Origin of the sequence: Belnapia mucosa (assembly GCF_016775475.1) — a bacterium.
Classification (GTDB): Bacteria; Pseudomonadota; Alphaproteobacteria; order Acetobacterales; family Acetobacteraceae; genus Belnapia; species Belnapia mucosa.
The window spans coordinates 1-22,279 of the sequence record NZ_JAEUXJ010000034.1 but is presented as its reverse complement, the minus strand read 5'-3'; the positions used below and the strand labels follow the sequence as shown (position 1 = coordinate 22,279).

The window sequence follows — 22,279 nt, the reverse complement described above, 5'->3', positions numbered from 1 at the left end:
GTGCCCTGGCATGAGGGGCGATGGGCATGTCCAAGGCGCTGTCGGTCGATTTGCGGGAACGTGTGGTGGCGGCGATCGCGGCGGGTCGTCCTGCCGGACGGCGGCAGTCCGCTTCGGGGTGAGTGCGGCCAGTGCGGTCCGGTGGGCGGCGCTGGCGCGGGAGGTGGGTTCGGTGGCGCCAGGGCCACTCGGCGGGGACCGTCGCTCGGCACAGATCGAGGCGCATGCGGCACTGATCCTGGGTCTTGTCGACCAAAAGTCCAACATAACGCTGAAGGAGATCCGGGCCGAGTTGGCCAAAGCTGGTGTGTCCGCTGGCATCGGCACGCTCTGGCGCTTCTTCGACCGGCGCCAGATGACGTGGAAAAAAACTCCGCCCATGCCGCGGAGCAAGACCGGCCTGACGTCCTGAGGCGGCGCTGGGCTTGGTTCGAGGCGCAGCCTGACCTCGACCCGGATCGTCTGGTCTTTGTTGATGAGAACTGGACCTCGACCAACATGGCCCGCACCCACGGTTGGGCGCCTCAAGGCCAGCGGCTGCGCGCCGCCATCCCGCACGGCCATTGGCTGACCACCACCTTTGTCGCTGGCCTGCGCAACACCGGCATGGTCGCTCCGATGGTGCTGGATGGGCCGATCAACGGCTCGCTCTTCCAGGACTATGTAGAGCAGGCGCTGGTGCTAGAGCTCCGCCCTAGCGACATCGTCGTGATGGACAACCTCGGCAGCCACAAGGGCGCAAGCGTCAGGGCAGCGATCGAGGCCGCAGGCGCGAGCCCGCTATACCTCCCGCGCTACAGCCCCGATTTCAACTCCATCGAGCAGGCGTTCGCCGAGCTAAAGGCCATCCAGCGCTCCTGCCTCCGATCCCAGCAGATCGGAGGAACTATGGAATCAGGACACTAGGCGGCGAGAGCGTTCGTGGCGCGGCAGCGCGCCTCGAACCCGTTCGAGATGAAATCGGGCCGCTTGTAGAAACCCTTCAGCCAGCTCGCCAGCATGCAGAGCTCTTCCAGCCGCAGCACCTCATCCAGGGTGCCGGCGGGAAAGCGGATGCCGAAGCTCTCATCGATGATGCCGAGCACTTCCTCGACCTGTTCCAGGCCGAGGCCGAGCTCGGTTTCCAGCATGGCGTGGCGTGTCAGCCGCGCCTCCTCGATCCCGTATTCGTCGCGGATGACCTTCACGATCCAGCGGAACATGGTCATCCAGTTCGTCACATCGCCGGTCGGTCTGGACATCCGCTTGCGAAACCCGTGGCCGTGGGCGCGGCGCTGACCGCTTGCCCACAGCCTAGGGCCGGAAATCCCAAGGAAGGGTTTACCGGACCGGCGCCGCCAGGTTGTTCGGATCGAGGCCGAGCGCCGCTGCCGTCGCCGGATTGACCTGCCCGGTCGCCTGCAGGCCGCGGCCCTGCTGGAAGCGCTCGATGGCGGATTGCGTGCCGGCGCCCCAGGCGCCATCCACCGGGCCGCGATAGAAATTCATCGCCCGCAGCCGGCTCTGGATGTTCCGCACCGCGGCCGGGCTCAGCGGGTCGGTCGCCAGCGCTGCCGGGGTGCCGGGGGCGGGCCCGGCGGTCGGGCCGGCCGCCAGCAGCTCCGAGGGGCCGATGCCGAGGGTCGCCGCGGTCGCCTGATTGAGCTGGCCGGAGACCTGGAGGCCGCGGCTCTGCTGGAACCGCTCCAGCGCCGCCTGGCTGTCGGGGCCCCAGACGCCATCGGCGCGGCCGGCATAGGCGCCGGCAGCGCGAAGCCGCTCCTGCACCTGCGTCACCGCGGCCGGCGCCAGCGGCTGGGAATACATCAAGGAGGGCGCCTGCTGGGCCGCCGCACTGCCCGCGATCAGCAGACCGGCCAGAATCAAACCATGGTGGCGCATCGTTCCCGCTCCCGTTCCTTCGGAAGGGGGAACACCCGAGGCGCGGCGGAGTTCAGACCTCTTCCGGTTCGATCGCCTGCGGCCTAGCGCAGGATCCCGTCCCAGAGGGGCAGGCCGAGCAGGGCGGCGAGCGCGATCATCGCATAGCAGCCGAGCCGGAAGGCCCTCTCGCTCGCCAGGCCGAACATCCGCGTCCCGAGCCAGATGCCGAGGCCATAGACCGGCGCCGCCAGCAGGAAGGGCGCAGTCAGCGCCGGCGTCAGCAGCCCCGCCGCGGCATAGGCGATGCCGGCGATGACCCCGCCCGCGGCGAGGTAGAGGCCGAAGGAGGCCCGCACCCGCCAGCTTGGCCCCGCCTGGCCGAGCAGATAGGCCATCACCGGCGGCCCACTCACCATGGCGACGCCGCCCAGCACCCCGCCGGCCAGCCCGACGCCCAGCGTGGCCGGCAGGCTCGGCCGGCCGCGGAAGCGCCAGCCGGACACCAGCAGGCCGAGCAACGCGAGGACGGCAAAGGTGACACCCCAGCGGAGCGCCACGGGATCGGCATGCACCAGGATGGCGGCGCCGAGCGGCGTGCCAACCAGGGCACCCAGCGCCAGCAGCCCTACCTGAGGCCGGTCCGCCAGCCGCCAGGCGGCGGGGGTGAGGATGGCGATCGCCAGCACCTCCAGCAGCAGCATCAGCGGCGCCGCCCCCTGCGGCCCGAGGGCGATGGAGGCCAGCGGCACGAAGATCAGCGCCGCGCCGAAACCGGAAAAGCCGCGCGCCAGCCCGCCGGCCAGCGCCGCGGTCAGCAGCCAGTTGAGCGCCGCGCCCTGCGGCATGCCGTGGAACCAGGCCATCCGCCGCAGTCTCGCCCGGCCGGGCCCGGGCGTGAAGCCTTCACGCGGCGCCGCGCCGCGCCGATAGTGCCCGCCCAGCCATCGGGAGAGGGACCATGTCCAAGGTCATCATCAGCGTCGCCGTCACCGGCGCCATCCATACGCCGAGCATGTCGGACTACCTGCCGATCACCCCGCAGGAGATCGCCGAGCAGTCCATCGCCGCGGCCGAGGCCGGTGCCGCGATCATCCACCTGCATGCGCGCGACCCGAATGACGGCCGCCCGACGCCCGACCCCAAGGTCTTCATGCAGTTCCTGCCGGTCATCAAGCAATCGACCGATGCGGTGATCAACATCACCACCGGCGGGGGCTTAGGCATGTCCGTCGATGAGCGACTGGCGGCGCCGCTGCAGGCGAAGCCCGAGATGTGCTCGCTGAATATGGGTTCGATGAATTTCAACATCTCGGGCAGCGCCGCCCGGATCAAGAATTTCAAGCATGAGTGGGAGCGGCCCTATCTGGAGGGCACGACCGACTTCATCTTCCGCAACACCTTCAAGGATATCGAGCAGATCGTGGAGCGGCTCGGCAAGGGCCATGGCACGCGCTTCGAATTTGAATGCTATGATGTCGGCCATCTCTACAACCTGGCCCATATGCTTGACCGCAAGGTGGTGGAGCCGCCGCTCTTCACCCAGACGATCTTCGGCATCCTGGGCGGCGTCGGCGCCGAGCCGCGCAACCTGCTCTTCATGAAGGAGACGGCGGACCGGCTCTTCGGCAAGGATTATGTCTGGTCGGTGCTGGCGGCGGGGCGCAACCAGATGCCCTTCACCACCATGGCCGGGATGCTCGGCGGCAATGTCCGCGTCGGGCTGGAAGACAGCCTCTGGCTCGGCCGCGGCGTCCAGGCGAAGAGCAATGCCGAGCAGGTGGCGAAGATCCGCCGCATCCTGGAGGAGCTGAGCCTCGAGATCGCCACCCCGGCCGAGGCACGGCAGATCCTGGCGCTCAAGGGCGGCGACAAGGTCGGCTTCTGAGCAGGAAGGGGCGGCGCCCGCGCGCCGCCCCGCCCGGCCTTACTGCATCACGGCGATATCGATCACCTCGGCCTGCGGCAGGCCGCTGATCATGCCGACCTGGGTGGCCTTGCCATTCGCCAGGTCCAGATGGTGCAGCGTATTGCCGGCCAGCAGCACCGCCATGTTGCCGCCGCCCGCCTCCGGCATGATGTCGAAGGCGACGCCCGCCGGCAGGCTCGCGGCGATCTCGCCCTTCGGCTGCTGCACGCCATCATTCGGCGGAGCCTGCAGGTTCAGCGTGCGGGTCATGGTATCGACCGTGTACAGCATGGTCGCGGTCGCGCCCGCCATGCTGTTGGTATAGGCCCCGGCGACGACGCGCGGCATGGTCTCGGCCCAGCCGGTGCCGGCCTGGTATTTCAGCTGCCCGTCCTTCGCCACTTGGCCGTTCTCGACATTGACGCGGAAATTCACCCCGCTCATGCCCATCACCCGCAGCCGGTCGGCGACCGGGTTGAAATCGACCGTGGCGCGGCCGCCGCCCTCGAAGCGCTCGGACAGCCGGCTCACCGGCGTCGCACGGCCGGTCATCGGGTCGATGGTGACGATCTGGCCGGCATCGGTCAGGCCATAGAGCTTCATATCCGCCGGGCGGACATCGATGCCGAGCAGCCGCCCCTCGATCCCGGTGACGCGCACCGGCGCCATGGCGCGGCGGGTCCCCCCATCGATGCGGATGAGGTGGTTGTCGGCGGTCAGGCCGACCAGCGTCGCCGCCTCGGCAGCGGCGCCTGAGAGGGCGAAGGCGGCGCCGGCGGCGAGCATCAGGCGGGTGGTGCGGGTCATGGGCGTCTCCGTGCAGCGCGACGCCGGAGAGGCGCCGCTGCCTGCGTTACGGAGGGTCGCCGCGGCTGGATGCGGCGATGACGCTCACGTGACCGCGTGCGGAATGAAAGGCCTCAGCCGCGGAAGCCGGCCAGGACGAAGAGCAGCAGCAGCACGCCGATGAAGACGCTGCCCTGGAGGATATAGGAGAGGGTGCCCTGCTGCTCGGGCTCGCGCAGCGCCGTCTTGCGGGGACGGGTCGATTCGGTCTGGGACATGCGGGCGGCGCTCAGCGGAAGCAAGCGCGGGGGTGGAAACGGCGAGGCACTTCGCAACCGAACATGGAAGTCTCCGATCCAGCGCAGATGTCTGCATCGCCCTGAGCCTATCTCCGCGGGCGAGACATCCTTCTATCAGAGATTGATGGTTGCATGCCTAAAAATACGCTTATTGACGATGGCAATCTCGAAATGTGACTAACTTGCGCCGGCTGCGGTCAACCTGCCGATAAAGAGAATCGGACCGGTCGGCCTGCCCGTCGGCGATCCGCCCGGTGGCTCCAGGCTGATCTCGATCAGCATGCCGGCGGTGGGCCGGATGCTGCTCGGCGAGACGGTCAGCCGCCCCTCCGTTGGCAGCAGGCCGAGCGAGGTCGGCGCCGTCGCCCCCGGCGGCAGGGCCCAGAGCTGCATCACCCGGCCCGCCTCGACCGGCCGCGGGTTGAGCGAGGCCAGCCGCAGCGCGCCAGAATTCTCCGCCTCCACCACCCAGGCCGGCTGATCCTGCTGGGTCATCAGCACGGTCATCAGCCGCGCCGGCTCATCCGGCCGCAGCAGGATCATGGCCGCGAGGCCGGCGGCGAGCGCGCTGGCGCCGATCGCCCAGCCGCGCCAGAAGCCCGACCAGGCCGGCCGCGCTGCCGCAGTCCGCGGGGCGGGCCGTGGTGACAGCGCAGCATCGATCCGTTCCCACAGATCAGGGGGCGGCGCTTCCGGCTCGGCGAGCGTGGTCAGTGGCGCCAGCCGCGCCTCCCAGGCCTCGACCGAGGCGCGGAGTCCGGCATCCACCGGCAGGGCCGCCGCGACCTCCGCCGCCATGCGGGAATCGAGGGTGCCGAGGACATATTCCCCGGCGAGGAGATCGCGCTCCCCGGGATCGGTCGGGATCACGCCAGGCATTCCCGCAATTGCAGCAGGCCGCGGCGAATCCAGGCCTTCACCGTGCCGAGCGGCAGGTCGAGCCGGGCCGCCACCTGGGCATGCGACAGGCCATGGACGAAGGCGAGCAGGATGCCCTTCCGATTCTTCTCATCGAGGGCGCCAAGGCAGTCACGCAGCCGCCGCCCCTCGAACTGCGCCGCGACGCGCTCCAGCGCCTCGGGCGCGACCGGCATGTCGCCCAGCGTGGGGTCGTCGGTCGGCAACTCCCGCCCGCGCCGGCGCGCCAGGTCCAGCGCCGCATGGCGGATGACGGCGGCCAGCCAAGCCTCGGCCATGCCGCGGGCCGGGTCGAATTGCCCGGCCCGCTGGCCGATCCGCAGGAAGCCGTCCTGCACAGCATCGGCCGCCGCCTCGCGGTCGCGCAGGATGGCATTGGCAATCCCGAAGAGCCGGGTCGATTGGCGCTGGTAGACCAGCCGCAGGGCCTCCCGGTCGCCGGAGCTGACGGAAGCGAGCAGATCGGCAAGGGAGGCTTCTGCCCGCATGGTCAGTTCCCGAACAGGCGCAGCAGGCGCCGCATCAATTCACGCCCATCCAGCCCGGGCTGGGCCTCGGCTGTTGCCTCCGGCGGCACCTGGCGGGCGAAGCGGCCCACCGCCTCGCGCGTGCCGGCCAGCCGCAGCTCCACCGGCTCGGTCGCCGTGCTGCCGGCGCCGGGGCCGATCACCCGCACCAGGACGCGGTCCGCCGCCAGCAGCTCCGCCTCGGCCCGCGCCGCATCCTCGGCCCGCGGGGTGCAGAGGATGCCGCGGCCTTCGAGGCTGCAGGGCATCTCGAACAGGCGGTTCGGCGGGAAGCGGAGCTGCGCCGTGCCGGACAGGGCCAGCAATCCGCGCGAGGCGCCGTCCAGCGTCAGCTCCCGCACGCTCACCGCGGGAACCAGCCGGCCGCTCCGGTCGATGACCTCAAGCGCGAGGCCGGGGCTGCCCGCGCTGGGGCGTTCCAGCCAGTCGCGGTGGCGAAGCTGGCAGGTGGCACGGTCGGTCATGCGGTCCGTGGTGCAGGCCAGCCGCCAGCTCCCGATCTCCTCGGTGGGGTGGGGGGCGGGTTGGGCCTGGCCGGCCAGCGGCGCCAGCATCACGGCAAGACATGGCAAGAGGCGCAGCATGGGGTCCATGATAGGGCGGGTCCGGGAGATTACGAAATGACAGGCGTGAGGTTGGCCGATGGGACCGAGGTGCCGGCGCTGGGCCAGGGCACCTGGCATATGGGCGAAGGCGGGAGCGACCGCACCCGCGAGGCGGCGGCGCTGCGCCTCGGCCTCGATCTCGGCCTGACCCTGATCGACACCGCCGAGATGTATGCCGAGGGCGGCGCCGAGGAGGTGGTGGCCGAGGCCATTGCCGGGCGGCGGGACGAGGTCTTCCTGGTTTCCAAGGTCTATCCCCACAATGCCGGCGGGCGGAAGCTGGAGGCGGCGCTGGGACGCAGCCTGAAGCGGCTGCGGGTCGAGACCATCGACCTCTATCTGCTGCATTGGCGCGGCTCCATCCCGCTGGAGGATACGGTCGAGGCGATGGAACGGATGCGGGCGGCGGGGCGGATTCGCCGCTGGGGCGTCTCCAACCTCGATGTCGAGGATCTGGAGGAACTGGGCCCGGCGCTCGCCGACTGCGCCACCGACCAAGTGCTCTACAACCTCGAGCATCGCGGGGTGGAGTTCGACCTGCTGCCATTCTGCCAGGGGCGGGGCATGCCGGTGATGGCCTATAGCCCGGTCGGCCAGGGCGGCGCGCTGCTGCGCCACCCGGCGCTTCGGGGCGTTGCGGAGCGGCTGGGGGCGACGCCGGCCCAGGTGGCGATCGCCTGGACCCTGCGGCAGCCGGGCGTCATCAGCATCCCGAAGGCCGGGGACGAGGCGCATGTGCGGCTGAACGCCGCCGCGGCGGAGCTGCGGCTGGGGCCGGAGGATCTGGCGGCGCTGGACGCCGCCTTCCCGCCGCCGAAGCGCAAGCGGTCGCTGGCGATGCTGTAGCGCTCAGCCGGCCGGCAGCGGCGCGTTCAGCAGATCGAGGTGCAGCCGCCGCACCGTGCCCGCTACCGCCACATCGAGCCCGGGCCGCGTGTAGTAGCAGCCGCGCACATGCAGGCAGGCGGCGACGGCGCGGATGAAATCTGCCGCCAGATCGGGGTCGGGCGGCGGCGCCTCGATCCAGAAACGGTCGAGCCCACCCCCCCAGGCGATGCCGGGCGCGGCATAGATCGCCTCGCCCAGCGGCAGGGTCGCCCGGCCCATCAGGATGGATTTCACCCCGACCGTGCTGTTCACCGTGACCACGCCGCGGCAGGCGGCGATGGCCGGCTCCATCGGCAGGGCGCCGCCCATGTAATCGACGCGTCCCGCCACCCCATGCGCCGTGGCGATCCGCCGCACCCGCCGCGCCCAGGCCTTCAGCCCGGGATCCAGCGGATGCACCTTCACCAGCAGCCGAGCCTCGGGCGGCGCATGGCGGGCGAAGCTCGCCACCGTCTCGGCGATGGCGCTGTCCATGTCGGGGAAGCGGGAATAGGCGCGGATGGAATAGTCGGTCTCCATCTGCATGGCGAAGAGGAAGAGCGGCCCGCCCCCCGCCGCGGCGGCCGCCAGCACCTCCGCCGCCCGCCGCGTCTCCCGCCGCCGCAGCACCAGCCGCAAGGCGGTGCCGAGATAGGCCGGGATCGGCGGGTGCAGCAGGAAGCTCTCGTAATGCGGGAAGGGCCAAGGCAGCAGCGAGGCAAGGTGGAACAATACATCCCAGCGCGCCTGGGTGGCGAAGCTGTCGCGGTGGTGCTCGGCGAGGTCGGGCGGCGGGCAGAGCGCGGCCAGGGCCCGGATCGCCGCCGGGTCGCGCGGGAAGCGGCTCTCGGCGCCCATCCCGTCGCGTTCCAGCACGACCCAGTCGGGCCGGAGATAGCCGAAATCCGTTACCGTCACCGCGATGCCGCGCGCCCGCGCCGCGGCGATCGCCGCCTTGTGGTAGGGCCGCTGCTCGCCGAGCAGCACAAGATCGGTGATGCCGTGCCGCGCATAGAAGGCGTCAACGAAGGCCGGCCAGTCGCCGAGCCGGCCGCGATAGTCCACCGCCCCCGGCCCGCGCCAGAACAGCCGGTCGCCGAGGCAGAGATTGATCCGCCAGCACCCGTGCCCGAGCGCCCGCAGCCCCGCCGCCACCTCGGCGAAGAAGGGCGAGATCGGCCCCTGGAGGAAGAGGAAGCGCCGCCCGCTCATCGCAGCGCGGTCCGGAAATCGCCCCAGCCGACCAGCCGCCGCCCCTGCCGCGCCAGGGCGCGCAGCAGGCCGGGCGGGGGGAAGGGGCAATAGGGCAGGGGCGTCACCGCCCGCTCCGCCGCCTCGCCCCGCTCCAGCCGGGCGATCGCCTCACTGAGCAGCGGCACCCCGGCCAGATGCAGGGCACGCGCCGCGGCGCTGGCGGTGATGCCGGGGGGCAGCGCCACCTCCCGCTGGGCGAGGATCGGCCCGGCATCGATCCGCGGCGCCAGCCGATGCACGGTGACGCCGAAGCGGGGCACCGGCTCGGCCAGCGCCCAGATCGTCGGCACCGGCCCGCGATGCGCCGGCAGCAGGGAGGGATGCAGGTTGATCCCGCCCCGCGGCGCCAGCGCCAGGGTCGTACTCGCAAGAATCTGGTCGAAATGCAGCGAGACCAGCAGGTCTGGCCCCGCCGCCGCGATCGCCGCCGCCATCGCTGGTCCGTTCACATCCTCGACCGCCGGGCAGGGCAGGCCCCGCGCCGCCGCCCAGCGCGCCAGCCCGCCGCGGCCGAGCACCTGCGGCAGCGCGTAATTGACCCAGAGATAGGGCAGGAAGCGCGTCCCGGACCGCCGCCAATGCCGCCAGCCCTGGCGCAGCGGCCCGCCCGCCCCCGGCCGATAGGGGAGGGAGCGGCCGATCAGCACCACCTCCGCCCCATGCCGGTTGAGGAAGGCCGTGACCGCTGCCGCGCTCAGCGGGCTGTCGAGGGTGAAGAGGGCGATGCGCAAGCGGCGATCAGGAGGCGAGTTGCGCCGCCGCCCCGTCCCGTGCCGCGGCGAGGATCGCCACCGTCCGCTCGATCTCCTCGGCACTGTGCTCGGAGGAGAGGAAGAAGCGCAGCCGCGCCGAGCCCTCCGGCACCACGGGGAAGAGGATCGGCTGAACATTCACCCCGGCCTCGAAGGCCGCCGCTGCCAGCCGTGCCGCAGCGACCGAGCTGCCGAGGATGATCGGCACGATGCCGAGCCCGGCCGAGCTGCCGGTATCGAACCCCGCCTCCCGCGCCAGCCGCAGGAAGAGCGCCGCATTGGCCTGCAGCTTCGCCACCCGCCAGGGCTCGGCGCCCAGGATGCGGAGCGATTCGAGAGCGGAGGCCGCCAGCGGCGGCGCCAGCCCCACCGAATAGACGAAGCCCGGCGCGGTATGCCTCAGCCAGTCCACCAGCCGCTGCCGCCCGGCGATATAGCCGCCGCAGGAGGAGAGCGTCTTCGACAGCGTCCCCATCCAGATATCGACGAGGCCCGGATCGGCGCCGCATTGCTCGGCGATGCCCCGCCCTGTGGCGCCGAGAACGCCAATCGAATGTGCCTCATCGACCATCAGCAGCGCGTCGTGCCGCCGGGCCAGGGCTGCGAAGCGCGGCAGGTCCGGCAGGTCGCCATCCATGCTGTAATGGCCCTCGATCACGATCAGGGCGCGGCCATGCCGCCGGCGATGCGCCGCCAGCTCCCCCTCGGCCGCCTGCCAGTCGTTATGGGCGAAGGCGATGCGCCGCGCGCCGGAGAGGCGGGCGCCCTCGGCGACCGAGTTGTGGATCAGCCGGTCATGCAGGATCAGGTCGCGCGGCCCGAGCAGATGGCCGATGACGGTAACATTGGTCGCATGGCCGCTGACCAAAGCGAGGCAAGCCTCCGCCCCATGATGCGCCGCCAGCGCCGCCTCCAGCGCTCCATGCAGCGGCCGCTCGCCCGAGGCGAGGCGGGAGGCGGAGGCGGAGACGCCATGCCGGTCGATCGCCGCCTTGGCCGCGGCGGCGACTCGCGGATCGCCGTTCAGCCCAAGGTAATTATAGGAGGCGAAATTGATGACGCCCCGCCCGCCGATGCTGCTGCGGCCGCCGGCCACGCCATCATGCGGGCGGAAATAGGGGCTTTCGATCCCGAGCGCCGCCCCGGCCTCCCGCATCGTCTCGAAATCGCGCATCCCCGGCAGGGTCGAGAGATCACGCCCCGGCCCCTCGGCCGGCGCTTCCGGCGCGGCGAGGGCGGCGCCGCGCTTCGAGAGGCGGTTCAGCAGCGCCGCGCGGGCGCCGGCAGAGAGGCCGAAGCCGCTGCTCATGCCGCATCCTCAAGGCCGGAGGGGGCGGGCGGCTCATGCACCGCCAGCAGGGCGAGGGCGGGGTCCTCCGCCTGCCCGGCCTGCATCTGGGCGATGATGCGCCGCGCCAGGGCATCGAGGTTGAGATCCTCGGTCACCCCGCTCAGCGGCACCGGCATGCCGAGCCGACCCTCCAGCGCCGCCCGCAATTCCATCCCGCCGAGGCTGTCGAGGCCGAGCCCGGCCAGCGGCGCCTCCGCGGTCACGGCGGTCGGCGGCAGGCGGAGGATGCGGGCGAGTTCCGCCGCCATCGCCTCCCGCAGCAGGGCCAGCGCCTCGGCCTCGCTCGCGCCGCGCAGCCGGGCGCGGAAATCGGCGGCATCCGGCGCCGGCGCCGCCAGGGCCTGGACGAATTCGAAGCCCGGCTCGGCCAGCACCGCCAGCGTGGCGCGCGCGGCGGGCCAGGCGATGCGGGCGAGGCCCGGCGCGGCGATGCCGGCGGCGAGCAGGCCGGGCAAGGCCTCCAGCGCTTCGGCGGCCGGCATCGGCGTGGTGCCGAGGCGGCGGCGCAGGATCTCCGCCTTGGCGGCATCGCCGGCCAGCATGCCGGCATCGGCGATCGGGCCCCAGCCGATGGCGGTGGCTGGCCGGCCCGCGGCACGGCGGCGGCGGGCCAGCGCCTCGAGTGCCGCATTGGCGGCGACATAGGCCGCCTGGCCGGGATTGCCGACCGCGACCGTCGCCGAGGAGAACATCAGGAACAGCGCCAGCGGGTCCTCGGCCGTGAGACGGTCGAGATTCTCGGCGATGGTGAGCTTCGCCGCCAGCACCCGCGCCGCCCGCCCGGGATCGAGCAGCGCCGCGGCGCCATCGCCCGTGACTGCCGCCGCATGCACCACGCCCCGCAGCGGCGGCGCCGAGGCACGGATCGCCTTCAGGCAGCGCCCGAGCGCCGCAGGATCGGTGGCGTCGCAGGCCACCAGCGTGGCACTCGCGCCGCGCGCCGCGAGGTCGCGCAGGATCGCCTCCGCCCCCGGCACGGCCCCGCCCTGGCGGGAGAGCAGCACGAGGTGCCGCGCCCCCTGGTCGGCCAGCCAGCGCGCCGTGGCCAGGCCGAAGCCGGCCGTCCCGCCGACCACCAGGATGCTGCCGCGGGTCGCGGCGGCGAGGGGGGCGGCGGTGCCGGCGGCGCGCGGGCGCGGCGGCGGCTCGATCACCAGCTTGCCGATATGGCCACCGGCCTGGAGGGCGCGGAAGGCTGCCTCCACCTCGCCTGCCGGGATGCGGGTGGCGGGTAGGGGACGGAAGGTCCCGTTGCGCAGCCGGGTGGCGATGCCCTCCAGCAGCCGCGCCGCGCGTTCGGGCCGGGCCCGCGCCAGCTCATCCAGGTCGACGGCAAAATAGGTCGCATTGCGCCGCAGCGGGCGGAGCGCCACCCGGCTGCCCTCGGCGAAGTCGCGCTTGCCGAGTTCGAGGAAGCGCCCGAAGGGCCGCAGCAGGCCGAGCGAGCGTTCCATCGCCGCCCCGGCCAGCGAGTTCAACACCACATCCACGCCATCCGGCCAGGCGGCGCGCAGCGCATCGGCGAAGCCGGCATCGCGGCTGTCCAGCACCAGCTCCGCCCCGGCGGCGCGGAGGAAGGCGCGCTTCGCCGCAGTGCCGGCGCTGGCCGCGACCCGGGCGCCACGGGCCAAGGCCACTTGCAGGGCGGCGAGCCCCACCGCCCCGGCGGCGCCATGGATCAGCACCCGCTCGCCGGGCTCGATCCGCGCCAGTTCCTCCAGCGCGTGCACGGCCGTCATGAAGGCGACCGGGATGGTGGCGGCGGCGGCCGGCTCCAGCCCCTCCGGCAGTGGCGCCAGGGCGGCCGCGCGGGTGACGGCATGGGTGGCGAGCGCCGCCGGCGCCACGCCGAGCACGCGCTGGCCGGGGCGGAGGGCGACGCCCTCGCCAGCCGCCTCCACCAGGCCGGCGCATTCCATGCCGAGGGCCGGGCCGGCGAAGCCGGGCAGCAGCGCTTCCTCCGGCAACAGGCCCTGGGCCCACATCAGGTCGCGGAAATTCAGCCCCGCCGCCTCGATGCGGAGGGTGACCTCGCCGGGGCCCGGCTTCGGCAGATCGAAGGGCGCCCAGTCCAGGCTGCCAAGCTGGCCCGGCTGGCGGATGGCGAGCCGCAGCGGGCCGGGCGGCAGCGGCGCCGGCGGCAGGCCAGGCCGCAGCCTTGGCACGAGTCGGCCGGTTTCGGACAAACTCACCTCGGCCTCCGCATCGACCTCGGTCAGCAGCTCCGCCGCCAGCCGCCGCGCCGCCTGATCGGGCGTGAGGCCGGGGGAGAGGTCGATGCGCCGGGGATGTAGGCCCGGATGCTCATTGGCCAGCACCCGGCCCAGGGCGAGGAGGGCCGCCGCCGCCGGGTCGTGCCGCGTGCCCGGCCCCTCGGGCTGCTGGCCGCCGCGGGTGACGATGCAGAAGCCGGCCGCGCTGCCTTCCGCCGCCGCGCCGACCCGGGCGAGGGCGGCGAGGCTGGCGCCGGTCTCCTCCGCCGTGCCGCCACCGGCCAGGGCGACGACCAGGCTGCCCGAGAGCGCGGCGGGCGGCAGACTGGCGGCCTCGGCCAGGGTGCCGCCGGTCACGGTCGCGCCGCGGGATTGCAGGGCGGCAGCGATGACCGGGCGCAGTGGTGCCGTCGCGGCATCGGCAAAGAGCGCGACGCGGCGCAGCTTCGGCGCGGTGAAGAGGGTGGCGCCGGCCGCGGCGCGGGCGCCGACGAGCAGCGCCGGCCAGGGTGCGGCGCGCAGCGGGTGCGTCTCCGCCCCGGCCCAGCCGGCCTCGGCGAGCGCCATCTCCCAGGCCTCGGCCTCCATGAGCGGCGCCGGCCCGGCGGCCCAGCCGGGATCCTGGCCGCAGCAGAATTCCCAGAGCCGGCCCGGCAGCGGCTCGGCCAGCAGCAGGGCGGCGCCCGGTGCGGCGGCCCCGCGCAGCAGGGCCGGCAGCCCGGCCCCCAGCCGCAGCCGCGCCCCGGCGGCGAGGCCGATGACGAGATCAGCGGCGGCAGGCGGCGGCTCGGTCCCCGCCGGATCCCAGACGGCCGTGGCGAATTCGATCCCCGGCCGCTCGGATGGCAGCGGCACCGCGGCCCCGCCGGGCAGGCTCGCCGCGGTCAGCAGCACCCGCCGTCCGGTCCCCGCCAGCACCCGCAGCAGATGCGCGGTGAGCGGACCTGCCCCGGCCGCGACTTCCAGCACCCGGATCGGCCGGCCCACCGGCCAGGCGGCGGCGAAGGCGCCGGCCGCCTCGGCCAGCACTCCGGCCAGCCGGTCGAGCCCGGCGGATTGCGCCGGGGGCGGGGCGCCGGCCTCGCCGGCCAGGCGATGCGCCAGGGCCTGGGGCAGCAACTCCGCCGCGCGTGCCGCCCAGGCGAGGTCCTGCGCCAGCACCGGCTGCTCCAGCAGCACCTGCCGCCAGATCTCGGCCGCTGGCGGCAGGTCCGGCGCCTCGACCGGGTGCGGACCAGTGACGGAAGCTGTGGCGAGCCCGTCCTCCACCAGCCGGTCCAGCAGCAGCCGGGCATAGGGGCCGGTGGCCGGGGCGGCGGCCAGCGCGGCATGCGCGGCGGCGGCGCAGAAGCCTTCCAGCAGCAGCGCCGCCTCGCTCAGATCCCCGGCCTCATCATGGCGGAGGGCGGCGGCGAGCGGCCCGGCGAGATCGACCCCCGGCGGCGGCTCGGCCCCCGGCGCCGGCAGGGCGGGCAGCAGCTCCATCCGGAAGGCGGCGGCGAGCGGGTCCTCGCGGCCCGGCAGGCGGATGCGTTGCAGGGCGCAGCCCTCCAGTACCGCGACCACCGCCCCGGTCGAATCGCGCAGCACCAGATCGGCCGCCGCGCTGCGGGCGCCCTGCGCCGTCATGCGGATGGCGGCCGAGGCGGGCGGCGCGGAGCCGAGGCGCAGCACCAGCCGCTCGAACCGGACCGGGACGAGGCCGCTGCCGGGCTCCATCGGCCGGTCCGCCAGCAGGCCGAGCAGCCCTTGCAGCGCGCCATCCAGCCGGGCCGGATGCAGCAGGAAGGGGGCATCCGGCGGCGCCGCGGCGGGCCGGACCAGCCGGGCGCGGGCAAGGCCGGCCTCGGGATCGACCGCCACTTCCTCCAGCGCCTGGAAGGCCGGGCCGTAGTCCAGCCCGAGCCGCGCGGCCAGCGCCAGCAGCGCCGGCCGGTCCAGCCGGCGGGGCGGCGCGGGCGGCTCGGCACCGGTCTCGGGCAGGCGCGGCACCAGGGCGATCCGCGCCTCGGCATGCAGGGTCCAGCCTTCCTCCGAGAGGCGGCGGCGGCTGGAGAGGGCGAAGCCGCCATCGGGTTCGAGCACCGCCCGCACCTCCCGCGCCGTCTCGGCCTCGAGCGGCATGGCCTGGTGGATGGCGAAGCCGCGCAGCTCCAGCGCCGGCGCCTCCGGATGGCGGGCGGCACCGGCGGCCAGCGCGATCTCCAGCATCGCCGCGGCGGGCAGCACCGCGCCGCCAGCCAGGCGGTGATCGGCCAGCCAGGGTTCCAGCGCGAGGTCGAGATGCCGGGTCCAGAGCCCCGGCTCGGCCGAGCGGCGGAAGCCGAGCAGCGGATGCTCGGCCAGCGGATTGCTCAGCGGCACCGCTTCCGGCGTGGTGCCGACCCAGTGGCGCTGCCGGTCGAAGGGCGTCAGCGGCAGGCCGCGGCGGGTCGCCTCCCCGGCATAGGCGGGACCCTCGCGCGGATCGGCGCCGAGCGCATAGGCGCGGTCGGCGATGGCGGGGAAGGGGTCGCCGGGCGGATCGCGCCGGGTGAGGCTGCCGAGCAGCCCGGCCTCGGCACCGACGCCGCGCAGCGTTTCCCGCAGATAGCCCTGCAGGATGGGGTTCGGGCCGATCTCGAGGAACAGCCCGGCGCCGGCGCGCGCCGCCGCCTCCACCGCCGCCTGGAAGCGCACCGGCTCCCGCAGGTTGCGCCACCAGTGTTCGGGCGTGCAGTCGGCTTCCGCCAGCGCCTCGCCGGTGACGGTCGAGATCAGCGGCACCGCCGGCTGGCTGGCCGCCATGCCGGCGAGATCGGCCAGCAGCCCATCCTGGAGCTGGTCCATGGCCGCGCTGTGGAAGGCGTAGTCGAGATCGAGCGGGATATGGCTCCAGCGTCGCGCGGCGGCGGCCTGGCCGAGCCGGTAGAGCGCATCGACCGGTCCGGCCACGGTGACCGAGCCGGGGGCGTTGATGGCGGCCATCTCAAGGCCCGGGCCGCATTCGGCCAGCACCGGCAGCGCCGCCTCGGGCGAGATGCCGAGGGCGGCCATCCGCCCGGCGCCGCGGGTCGCTTCCTGGTGCCGGCTGCGGATGACGACCAGCCGCGCCGCTTCCCCGAGCGGCAGCAGGCCGGCAGCGGCGGCGGCGGCGATCTCGCCGACCGAATGGCCGAGGCAGAAGGCGGGGCGGATGCCTTGCCGGGCCAGCGCCGCGACGATGCCGTGCTGCACGGCGAAGAGCAGGGGCTGGGCGAGGTCGGTGGCGGCCAGCGCCTCCGCCCCGATGCCGGAGGCGAGGCGTTCGGCGACCGACCAGCCGAGCAGCGGGGCGAGGGCGCCATCCGCCTCGGCGAGGCCGGCGCGGAAATCGGGGCTGGCGGCGAGTGCCGCCTGGGCCATGCCGGGCCAGGGCGCGCCATTGCCGCTGAAGACGAAGGCGATGCCGCCGCCACGCACGGCCTGGCCGGCAGCGGCCGCGGCAACCTCCCCGGCCCGCCAGGCCGCGAGGCCGCTGGCGAGGGCTGCGGGATCGGCGCCGCGCAGCGCCAGCCGATGCGGCAGCAGCGCGCGGTGGCGGGCGGCGCCGCGCAGCAGGGCCGGCAGGGTTGGGGGCGGGGTGGTCGCCAGCAGGGTCTGCCAGCGGGAGGCGAGCGCCTTCAGCCCCTCCGCGCTGCGGGCCGAAAGCAGCAGCGGCGGCAGCGGCCCGGGCGCACCCGGCGCCGCGGCGGCGGGCAGGGGCGGGGCGGAGAGCAGGGCGCAGGCATTGGTGCCGCCGAAGCCGAAGCTGTTGACGCCGACCACTGCCCGGCCGCGCCGCCGCAGCGGTTCCGCCGCCACCGGCACGCGCAGGCCAAGCCCGGCGAAATCGATGGCGGGGTTGGGGCTTTCATGATGGAGGCTGGGCGGGATCTGGCCGCGTTCCAGCACCAGCATCGCCTTCAGCAGGCCGACGATGCCCGAGGCCGGCTCGGTATGGCCGATATTGGTCTTGGCCGAGCCGATCGGCAGCGGCTCCGCCCGGCGGGTGCCGATGGCGGCGCCGAGCGCGCCGGCCTCCAGCGGGTCGCCGGCGGCGGTGCCGGTGCCATGCGCCTCGAAATAGCCGATCCGGTCGGGCGCGATGCCGGCTTCCGCCATCACCTGGTCCAGCAGCGCGGCCTGGGCCGTCTGGTTGGGCAGCGAGAGGCCCATGGTGCGGCCGGCGGCATTGCTGGCCGAGCCGATGATGATGGCGCGGATCGCATCGCCATCCGCCAGCGCATCGTCCAGCCGCTTCAGCAGCACCATGCCGGCGCCCTCGGCGCGGACATAGCCATCGGCCCTTGCGTCGAAGGCATGGCAGCGGCCGCGGGGCGAGAGCATGCCGGCGCGCGCGAAGCCGAGGAAGGGATAGGGCGAGAGCAGCAGGTTCACCCCGCCGACCAGCGCCGCCGGAATCCGGCCGCCGCGCAACGCCTCGCAGGCCCAGTGCAGCGCGACCAGCGCCGAGGAGCAGGCGGTGTCGATGGTCTGGGCCGGGCCGTGCAGGTCGAAGACATTGCCGATCCGGTTGGCCAGGATCGACAGCGCGCTGCCGGTCATGAAGTAGCGGTCGCCGGCGGCGATATCGGCCTGGCGGAGATCGCCGTAATCGGTGGTGGAGGCGCCGATGAAGACCCCGGCGCCGCTGCCGGCGAGGCGGCTGGCCGGCAGGCCGGCATCCTCCAGCGCCTCGGCCGCCACTTCCAGCAGCAGGCGCTGCTGCGGGTCCATCTCGGCCGCCTCACGCGGGGAAATGCCGAAGGCGGCGGGGTCGAAGCCGGCGATATCGGGCAGGGTGCCGGCGGCGAAGCTGTAGGTCTTGCCCGGTTCCCCCCGGCGGGGATGGAGGAAGGCGGATTGGGTGAAGCGGTCCGCCGGCACGGTGCCGACCGCATCCCGCCCCTCGGCCAGCAGGGTCCAGAAGGCGTCCAGATCGGGGGCGCCCGGCAGCCGGCAGGCGGCGCCGAGAATGGCGATGGGGCAGTCCGGGCGGCGGCGGGGTCTTGGCTCGGCGCCGCGTGGCGCGGGTCCAGGCTTCATGCCAGGCTCGGCACCCGAACCGGCTGGGGCGCCGGAACCGGCCGGGCGGCGGGGCGGGTGGCGCCGGCGACCTGTTCCAGCAGGATGTCCACCTGCTCGAAATGCTCGCTCCAGCGCGGCGTCGTCCAGTGGCGGAGGCGGTCGAGCTGCGCCGCGCGCTCTGGCGAGCCGGGCGCCGCATAGGCCGCGACCAGCCGGCGCCAGGCCGGCCCATCGGTCGGGTCGAGATAGTCGGGCACCGCGCCGCCCACCTCGCGCAGCGCCGCATCGCCGGAGCAGATCACCGGCACGCCGAGGCCGAGTGCCTCGGCCACCGGCAGGCCGTAGCCTTCGACGAAGCTGGGGTAGAGCAGGGCGGTGGCGCCGGCGATCAGTTCGGCCACCTGCCGGTCGGGCGGGGTGCCGACTTCCCGCACCGGCTCGCGCAGCAGGTCGCAGCGTTCCAGCAGATCGACGACATTCTCATTCTCCCACCCGCGGCGGCCGAGCAGCAGCAGGCGCGGCACCGTCATGCCCGGCTGCGTGCGGGCCTGGGCGGCGAGGTCGCGCCAGGCATGCAGCAGGAGAAGGTGGTTCTTCCGCGGCTCGATCGTGCCGAGGCAGACGAAATAGGGCTCCGACGGGAGAAGGGCAGGGGGCGGCGGCGGTAAATCGACGCCGAGCGGCGCAACCATCAGCGGCGGCAGGGCGCGGCCATGCTGCGCCAGATAGGGCCAGAGGGTGGCGGCGGTCGCTGCGGAATTGACAATGATCCCATCCGCCTCGGCCGCCGTGGTGGCGACGCGGGCGGCATGGCAGGCGATCTGCCGCGGCCGCGAATATTCCGGATGGGTCAGCGGGATCAGGTCATGGATCAGGGGGACGAATCGGGCCCCGGCCCGGCGCAGCGCGGCGATCGGCGCCGCCCGTTCCAGGGAGCGATGCGAGACCAGCAGAAAGATCGTGCGCCGATGCGCCGCCAGCACCGCCCGCAGCGCGGCGCGGCCGGTGCCGAGGGTGAGCTGCCCCTGGAGCGCGGCAGCGATGCGGCGGGCGCGGTGCAGCGCGGAGGGGGGCGAGGTGCCTTCGGTCCAGGTCTGGTCCAGCGCTTCGACCAGGGCCCGGGCGGTGTCGCGGGCGACGAGACCGAACCAGCCCCAGGGGCTTTGCGCGACGAAGCTGCAGGCCCCGGCGGGTTCCGCCAGCCAGTGCTTGGCATAGGCCATCTCGACGCGATCGATCCCGGAAGGCGACCTTCTCCGCACGCAGGAGAGGAGGCGGGAGATATCGAGGATGACGTGCAATGCCTCTCCGCCCAAGACCAGGATGCCTCATCGTGCAGAGACGCGGGGCGCGTCCTTGCAACACCGCATCAAAACCGAATCGTTGCCACCTTGCAACCATCTCGTGGCCCGACTGGTCCCCTAGCCTAGGGGCCAAGGACCGGTCAACTCAATCGCGAGCCGTCGCAAGGCGGAACAGGGATGCAAGATTTGACATTCGGTGCGCCGGGCAATCTGCTCCGGAAGCGTGACTGAAAGGTAAAGGACCATTTCGCATGAGCATCTGGCGACGTCCCGTGACCTTGGGTGGCTTCGCCGAGAAGCATGAAGCGACCTTGCCGGGTTTGCTCGGGATCGAGGTGGTCGAGGTCGGGCCCGACTTCCTCCGCGCCGAGATGCCGGTGGACCGCCGGCACATCCAGCCCTTCGGCATCCTCCATGGCGGCGGCAGCGTGGTCCTGGCCGAGACGATCGGGTCCTTCGCCGGGGCGATGGCCCTGCCGGAGGGGGAGACCTGCGTGGGCGTGGAGGTGAATGCCAACCACCTGGCGCCGGTGCGGGAGGGGGACCGGGTGAGCGCGCTCTGCCGGCCGCTCCAGCTCGGCCGGAGCTTGCAGGTCTGGCAGATCGAGATCACCCGCAGCGACGGGCGGCTGAGCTGCGTGGCGCGGCTGACCACCGCCGTGCGGCGCGCCGGCGGCGCAGAAGGGGTTGCGGAGCCCCCCGCGACCCGTTAGGAAGCGCCGGCCCACCCGGCGGACGCTGCCGTAGCTCAGTGGTAGAGCACTCCCTTGGTAAGGGAGAGGTCGAGAGTTCAATCCTCTCTGGCAGCACCATCCTACCGCATTGATTCGGTGGGATTTTCGGCAAGATCAATCACTTGGCAAGCTCCCCGTGCTACAAAGGGATGCTACAAAGTGGCCCTGCCGATGACCCGCCCGACCAGGCATCCCCGGACTCAAATCTACCGCATTCGCCGGGCCGTGCCGGCTGCCCTACGCGCCGTCGTAGGGAAGCGAGAGTGGGAGGTCAGCCTCGGAACGCGTGATCCCAAAGAGGCAATCGAGAGAGCCACAGCGGCCCTCGACCAAATCGCAGCTTGGCACGCGGTGGCACGAGCCAAGCATGCCGGCGAGCTGGCACGGCTCAGCCAGCGGCAGATAGACGCCCTGTGTGCCGAGTGGCTGCGGGATGCGGTCCAGGCTTACGGCGATGACCCACGCATTGGCGGCGACTGGTCGGATTACCTCGGCGCTCTCGCCGATCAAGTCCCCTTCGAGGACCCTGAGACGAACACCCGCGGCGCCTACGAGCCGGACGAAAAGGCTCTCAGCGAAGCCGACCGGATGCTCCACGGCAGAGGCATTGCGGCCCACCCCGCGACGGTCCGGTTGACCGCCATCCGGCTCTTTGAGACCCGCTGCGACTTCGGCGCGATCATGCTCCGCCGCTCCCAGGGGGATTGGTCGGACGATGCTGTCGTGGCAGCTATCCCGGACTTCCAGCCGCCAGCGCCTCCAGGAGTCCTAGCGACGCCTCCGAGCGCCCCTGAACCTGCCCTGCAAGCCTCGCTGCCGGCCGCCGACTTGCTGGCTGCCTGGGCCGCGGAGCGCCAACCGGCGAGGGCGACCCTCAGGAAGTATGTAACGTCGTTCGCCCAGCTCGCCCGCGTCCTGGGGTTCGACGACGTGCGCCGCATCCAGGAAGACGATGTCGTGGCGTTCAAGGCAGCCAGGCTGAGGGAAGGCCGCGACCCCGGGACGGTGGCCGATGACGTGCTCGCCTGCGGTGCCGTCTGTAAGTGGGCTTCGAAGAATCGTCTGCTACCGTCCAACCCCTTCGCGGGTCTCGCGCCGCAAATCAGTAGGCGGGGGCCAAGCTCGCGGGACGGCTACGCCAACGACGAGGCGAAGCGCATCCTTCTGGCGGCTCGCGGCGAAACCGGCTGGCAACGCTGGTTGCCCTGGCTGCTCTGCTTCACTGGAGCGAGGATCAGCAAACTTGTGGAGTTACACCGGGGCGACGTTCGGCAAGATGGCGGGGTCTGGGTCCTCGACATACGTCCTACGGCCGAGCGGGCGGGGAAGAACGACACCTTCCAGCGGCTGATTCCGGTGCATCCGTCGCTTGCTCAGGAAGGCTTCCTGCAATACGTCCAGACACTGCCGGCCGCCCCCGCTGGTCCCCTGTTCCCCGATCTTCCGGTAGCGGCAGACGGCACTAGGACGGGCACAGCGACCGTGGTCCATCGGCGCTGGCTGCGGGGCAAAGTCGGCATCATGGACCCACGCAAGGCCCCTGCCCATTCGTGGCGGCACCGGATGGAGGACGAGCTTCGGAAAGTGCGGGCATTGCCCGAGGTCGTCGACGCCATCACGGGTCGCCACAATCCGCGCAACGCTGGGGCTGGGTATGGTCGTGGATTCCGGGGGATGCCTGACGAGGTGCTGAAAGAGCTATCGAAGATTCCTGCGCCCCTATAGCCGATGCGGCCCCAACAAAAAGCCCACCCGATGCCCTTGCGAGCGCCGGGTGGGCCAATGGTCGGCGAGGCTAGAGCAGCATCCGATCATTCGGGCTCATAGCCTGCGGCGGTGAAGTAGCTTCGGCATTCGTTTGGAGTGAACTGC

The 22,279-nt window shown here is 72.9% G+C and carries 17 protein-coding genes, 1 tRNA gene and 1 pseudogene; 6 read left to right on the top strand and 13 right to left on the bottom strand.

What is annotated here, in order from left to right; all coding sequences use genetic code 11:
- Positions 1-26: 26 nt before the first annotated feature.
- Positions 27-855 (top strand): annotated as a pseudogene (locus tag JMJ55_RS28895) (IS630 family transposase); the annotation flags it as partial.
- A 47-nt stretch (positions 856-902) separates the two neighbouring features.
- Here the strand turns inward: JMJ55_RS28895 and JMJ55_RS28890 are convergent.
- The 3 genes from JMJ55_RS28890 to JMJ55_RS28880 all read right to left on the bottom strand — a co-directional run bounded on the left by JMJ55_RS28890 (position 903) and on the right by JMJ55_RS28880 (position 2,726).
- Positions 903-1,241 carry an acyl carrier protein gene (locus JMJ55_RS28890; RefSeq protein WP_202829074.1) on the bottom strand — a complete coding sequence of 113 codons (339 nt, stop codon included), beginning with the start codon at positions 1,239-1,241 and terminating at the stop codon, positions 903-905.
- Positions 1,242-1,320: 79 nt separating this feature from the next.
- Positions 1,321-1,881, bottom strand: a complete 561-nt coding sequence (locus JMJ55_RS28885) for a peptidoglycan-binding domain-containing protein (protein WP_202829073.1) — start codon at positions 1,879-1,881, stop codon at positions 1,321-1,323.
- Between the two features lie 83 nt (positions 1,882-1,964).
- Positions 1,965-2,726, bottom strand: coding sequence for a sulfite exporter TauE/SafE family protein (locus tag JMJ55_RS28880; RefSeq protein ID WP_236034192.1), 762 nt, complete (start codon positions 2,724-2,726; stop codon positions 1,965-1,967).
- A 95-nt stretch (positions 2,727-2,821) separates the two neighbouring features.
- On the opposite strand from JMJ55_RS28880, the gene JMJ55_RS28875 reads away from it, so the two are divergent.
- Positions 2,822-3,748, top strand: coding sequence for a BKACE family enzyme (locus JMJ55_RS28875; RefSeq protein WP_202829072.1), 927 nt, complete (start codon positions 2,822-2,824; stop codon positions 3,746-3,748).
- Between the two features lie 39 nt (positions 3,749-3,787).
- Here the strand turns inward: JMJ55_RS28875 and JMJ55_RS28870 are convergent, their stop codons facing one another.
- The 5 genes from JMJ55_RS28870 to JMJ55_RS28850 all read right to left on the bottom strand — a co-directional run bounded on the left by JMJ55_RS28870 (position 3,788) and on the right by JMJ55_RS28850 (position 6,883).
- Positions 3,788-4,576 carry a DUF4394 domain-containing protein gene (locus JMJ55_RS28870; RefSeq protein ID WP_202829071.1) on the bottom strand — a complete coding sequence of 263 codons (789 nt, stop codon included), beginning with the start codon at positions 4,574-4,576 and terminating at the stop codon, positions 3,788-3,790.
- A gap of 113 nt (positions 4,577-4,689) precedes the next feature.
- Positions 4,690-4,833, bottom strand: coding sequence for a hypothetical protein (locus JMJ55_RS28865; protein WP_202829070.1), 144 nt, complete (start codon positions 4,831-4,833; stop codon positions 4,690-4,692).
- Positions 4,834-5,031: 198 nt separating this feature from the next.
- Complete coding sequence (locus JMJ55_RS28860; RefSeq protein WP_202829069.1) at positions 5,032-5,724, bottom strand: anti-sigma factor; 693 nt, start codon at positions 5,722-5,724, stop codon at positions 5,032-5,034.
- Positions 5,721-6,260: a sigma-70 family RNA polymerase sigma factor gene (locus tag JMJ55_RS28855; RefSeq protein ID WP_202829068.1), complete on the bottom strand. Its 540-nt coding sequence runs from the start codon at positions 6,258-6,260 to the stop codon at positions 5,721-5,723. Before JMJ55_RS28855 ends, JMJ55_RS28860 begins: the two co-directional genes overlap by 4 nt.
- A 2-nt stretch (positions 6,261-6,262) precedes the next feature.
- Positions 6,263-6,883: a hypothetical protein gene (locus JMJ55_RS28850; RefSeq protein ID WP_202829067.1), complete on the bottom strand. Its 621-nt coding sequence runs from the start codon at positions 6,881-6,883 to the stop codon at positions 6,263-6,265.
- Positions 6,884-6,919: 36 nt separating this feature from the next.
- Here JMJ55_RS28850 and JMJ55_RS28845 point away from each other — a divergent pair, with 36 nt between their 5' ends.
- The gene (locus JMJ55_RS28845) at positions 6,920-7,750 is read left to right on the top strand and encodes an aldo/keto reductase (protein ID WP_202829066.1); all 831 of its coding nucleotides are present in this window, start codon (positions 6,920-6,922) and stop codon (positions 7,748-7,750) included.
- Between the two features lie 3 nt (positions 7,751-7,753).
- On the opposite strand, the gene JMJ55_RS28840 is transcribed toward JMJ55_RS28845, so the two are convergent.
- From JMJ55_RS28840 to JMJ55_RS28820, 5 genes are read right to left on the bottom strand one after another with little or no spacing between them, the layout of a single operon-like run.
- Positions 7,754-8,983, bottom strand: a complete 1,230-nt coding sequence (locus JMJ55_RS28840; protein ID WP_202829065.1) for a capsule biosynthesis protein — start codon at positions 8,981-8,983, stop codon at positions 7,754-7,756.
- Positions 8,980-9,756, bottom strand: coding sequence for a formyltransferase family protein (locus JMJ55_RS28835; protein ID WP_202829064.1), 777 nt, complete (start codon positions 9,754-9,756; stop codon positions 8,980-8,982). Before JMJ55_RS28835 ends, JMJ55_RS28840 begins: the two co-directional genes overlap by 4 nt.
- Positions 9,757-9,763: 7 nt before the next feature.
- The gene (locus JMJ55_RS28830) at positions 9,764-11,086 is read right to left on the bottom strand and encodes an aminotransferase class I/II-fold pyridoxal phosphate-dependent enzyme (RefSeq protein WP_202829063.1); all 1,323 of its coding nucleotides are present in this window, start codon (positions 11,084-11,086) and stop codon (positions 9,764-9,766) included.
- Positions 11,083-18,387, bottom strand: a complete 7,305-nt coding sequence (locus tag JMJ55_RS28825) for a type I polyketide synthase (RefSeq protein WP_202829062.1) — start codon at positions 18,385-18,387, stop codon at positions 11,083-11,085. Before JMJ55_RS28825 ends, JMJ55_RS28830 begins: the two co-directional genes overlap by 4 nt.
- Complete coding sequence (locus tag JMJ55_RS28820; RefSeq protein WP_202829061.1) at positions 18,384-19,592, bottom strand: glycosyltransferase family 4 protein; 1,209 nt, start codon at positions 19,590-19,592, stop codon at positions 18,384-18,386. The genes JMJ55_RS28825 and JMJ55_RS28820 overlap by 4 nt, the downstream gene beginning before the upstream one ends.
- A gap of 332 nt (positions 19,593-19,924) precedes the next feature.
- Here JMJ55_RS28820 and JMJ55_RS28815 point away from each other — a divergent pair, with 332 nt between their 5' ends.
- From JMJ55_RS28815 to JMJ55_RS28805, 3 genes are all read left to right on the top strand, one after another.
- Positions 19,925-20,386 carry a hotdog fold thioesterase gene (locus JMJ55_RS28815; RefSeq protein ID WP_202829060.1) on the top strand — a complete coding sequence of 154 codons (462 nt, stop codon included), beginning with the start codon at positions 19,925-19,927 and terminating at the stop codon, positions 20,384-20,386.
- Positions 20,387-20,410: 24 nt separating this feature from the next.
- Positions 20,411-20,485 (top strand) — tRNA-Thr (locus tag JMJ55_RS28810).
- A 93-nt stretch (positions 20,486-20,578) separates the two neighbouring features.
- Positions 20,579-22,132 carry a DUF6538 domain-containing protein gene (locus JMJ55_RS28805; RefSeq protein WP_328702796.1) on the top strand — a complete coding sequence of 518 codons (1,554 nt, stop codon included), beginning with the start codon at positions 20,579-20,581 and terminating at the stop codon, positions 22,130-22,132.
- Positions 22,133-22,279 lie beyond the last annotated feature (147 nt).

What these genes read in the sequence shown, in the direction of transcription:
- JMJ55_RS28885 (WP_202829073.1), bottom strand. Translation starts at nt 1,881, where the DNA reads ATGCGCCACCATGGTTTGATTCTGGCCGGTCTGCTGATCGCGGGCAGT.
- JMJ55_RS28850 (WP_202829067.1), bottom strand. Translation starts at nt 6,883, where the DNA reads ATGCTGCGCCTCTTGCCATGTCTTGCCGTGATGCTGGCGCCGCTGGCC.
- JMJ55_RS28880 (WP_236034192.1), bottom strand. Translation starts at nt 2,726, where the DNA reads ATGGCCTGGTTCCACGGCATGCCGCAGGGCGCGGCGCTCAACTGGCTG.
- JMJ55_RS28845 (WP_202829066.1), top strand. Translation starts at nt 6,920, where the DNA reads ATGACAGGCGTGAGGTTGGCCGATGGGACCGAGGTGCCGGCGCTGGGC.
- JMJ55_RS28865 (WP_202829070.1), bottom strand. Translation starts at nt 4,833, where the DNA reads ATGTCCCAGACCGAATCGACCCGTCCCCGCAAGACGGCGCTGCGCGAG.
- JMJ55_RS28815 (WP_202829060.1), top strand. Translation starts at nt 19,925, where the DNA reads ATGAGCATCTGGCGACGTCCCGTGACCTTGGGTGGCTTCGCCGAGAAG.
- JMJ55_RS28805 (WP_328702796.1), top strand. Translation starts at nt 20,579, where the DNA reads ATGACCCGCCCGACCAGGCATCCCCGGACTCAAATCTACCGCATTCGC.
- JMJ55_RS28870 (WP_202829071.1), bottom strand. Translation starts at nt 4,576, where the DNA reads ATGACCCGCACCACCCGCCTGATGCTCGCCGCCGGCGCCGCCTTCGCC.
- JMJ55_RS28840 (WP_202829065.1), bottom strand. Translation starts at nt 8,983, where the DNA reads ATGAGCGGGCGGCGCTTCCTCTTCCTCCAGGGGCCGATCTCGCCCTTC.
- JMJ55_RS28875 (WP_202829072.1), top strand. Translation starts at nt 2,822, where the DNA reads ATGTCCAAGGTCATCATCAGCGTCGCCGTCACCGGCGCCATCCATACG.
- JMJ55_RS28890 (WP_202829074.1), bottom strand. Translation starts at nt 1,241, where the DNA reads ATGTCCAGACCGACCGGCGATGTGACGAACTGGATGACCATGTTCCGC.
- JMJ55_RS28825 (WP_202829062.1), bottom strand. Translation starts at nt 18,387, where the DNA reads ATGAAGCCTGGACCCGCGCCACGCGGCGCCGAGCCAAGACCCCGCCGC.
- JMJ55_RS28820 (WP_202829061.1), bottom strand. Translation starts at nt 19,592, where the DNA reads ATGGCCTATGCCAAGCACTGGCTGGCGGAACCCGCCGGGGCCTGCAGC.
- JMJ55_RS28830 (WP_202829063.1), bottom strand. Translation starts at nt 11,086, where the DNA reads ATGAGCAGCGGCTTCGGCCTCTCTGCCGGCGCCCGCGCGGCGCTGCTG.
- JMJ55_RS28855 (WP_202829068.1), bottom strand. Translation starts at nt 6,260, where the DNA reads ATGCGGGCAGAAGCCTCCCTTGCCGATCTGCTCGCTTCCGTCAGCTCC.